Source organism: Mesorhizobium sp. B1-1-5 (assembly GCF_006443065.1).
Lineage (GTDB): Bacteria > Pseudomonadota > Alphaproteobacteria > Rhizobiales > Rhizobiaceae > Mesorhizobium.
The window spans coordinates 1-1,566 of the sequence record NZ_VFWS01000338.1 but is presented as its reverse complement, the minus strand read 5'-3'; the positions used below and the strand labels follow the sequence as shown (position 1 = coordinate 1,566).

1 protein-coding gene is annotated in these 1,566 nt (G+C 68.4%); it reads left to right on the top strand.

What is annotated here, in order from left to right:
• Positions 1–1,316: NAD-glutamate dehydrogenase domain-containing protein (locus tag FJ980_RS31110; RefSeq protein WP_181181370.1), on the top strand; the 1,316-nt coding region annotated here is incomplete at its 5' end.
• Positions 1,317–1,566: the final 250 nt, after the last annotated feature.

Below are 1,566 nucleotides of genomic sequence, written 5' to 3'. Positions count from 1 at the left end.
GTTCCGACGTCGAGGTCAATATCAAGATCGCGCTGGCGTCCGCCATGCGCAAAGGGTCGTTGACCCGGCCTGCGCGCGACAAGCTTCTCGCCGAGATGACCGGCGAGGTCGGCGAGCTGGTCCTGTCCAACAACTACCAGCAGACGCTGGCGCTCTCCATCGCCCGCAAGCGCGGCCTCGCCGACATCGCCCACCAGGCCCGCTTCATGTCGGCGCTGGAAGCGCGCGGCCTGCTCGACCGCACGGTCGAGACGTTGCCTTCGCCGACGGCCCTTGCCGAGCGCGAGGCGCGCGGCGAGCCGCTGACCAGGGCCGAGCTCGGCGTGCTGCTCGCCTATGCCAAGATCGTGCTGTTTTCCGACATCGTCGCAAGCGACGTGCCTGACGAGCCGCATTTCGACCGCGACCTGATGGGTTATTTCCCCGACCGGATGGCGAAGAAATATGCCGCCGAGATCCACGGCCATCGCCTGCGCCGCGAGATCATCGCCCGCGTCGTCGCCAATGAGCTGGTCAACCGCGGCGGTCCCTCCTTCGTCAACCGGTTGCGGGAAGCGACGGGGCGCACCGCCGCCGACGGGGTGCGCACCTTCGCCGTGGTGCGCGACGGCTTTGCCTTGCCGGCGCTTTACCGCGAGATCGACGCGCTCGACAATCAGATCGACGGCCAGATGCAGCTCGATCTCTACCAGGCGGTCAGCCGGCTGATCTACGTGACCAGCGGCTGGTACTTGAAGAACGACGCCGGCACGGCGCCGCTTGCCCAGCGCATCGCCGAATTGCAGGAGGCCCGCAAGGCGCGGGAGCCGAAACTCGTTTCGCTGCTCCCCGATTATTCGCGCGAACGGATCGACGAGAAGCGGCATGGACTGTTCAAGGCCGGGGCGCCGGACAGGCTGGCAGCGCAACTGGCGCTGGCCGATGTGGCGGAGCTGATCCCCGACATCGCGCTGACGGCGCGAACGGCAGGCGCCGACATCGTCGCCGCGGCGAAGGCCTTCTTCGCGGTCAGCGACGCCTTCCGTATTCCGCGCGTCGAGGAGGCGGCCCGCTCCATCACACCGGCGGACTATTACGACCAGCTCGCCCTGTCGCGCGCCACCGACACGATCGGGACCGCGCGGCGCGGCATCGCGGTGGCGGCACTCGTGAACCACGCCGGGGCAGCCGACCCGGTGGCGGCGTGGCTGGAGGCCGGCGGGGAGAGGATCGGCCGCACCCGCGAACGGCTGCAGGCGCTGACCGAGGGCGGCGACATCACCGTGTCGCGGCTGTCGGTGGCATCGGGCCTGATGAGCGATCTGACGGGGATGTGAGCCATCGCCTGACTTACCCTCGCCTAGGCGGGGAGGCGGCGCCGGCCCTCACCCGGACCTTCGGTCCGACCGTCGCACAAGGGGCATAGGGTTGGCGCCCTTGCTCCGTTAATCTGAATGAAGGCGGGTAGGCCAAAGAACGGCGGCGCGGCGCGTGTTCGTTTGCATGACCAGCGGAAAACATCCAGACATGGGTGAACCGCCCAACGAACCGAACGCGCCCGGAGGGGACATGGCCGAAGTAGCAGTG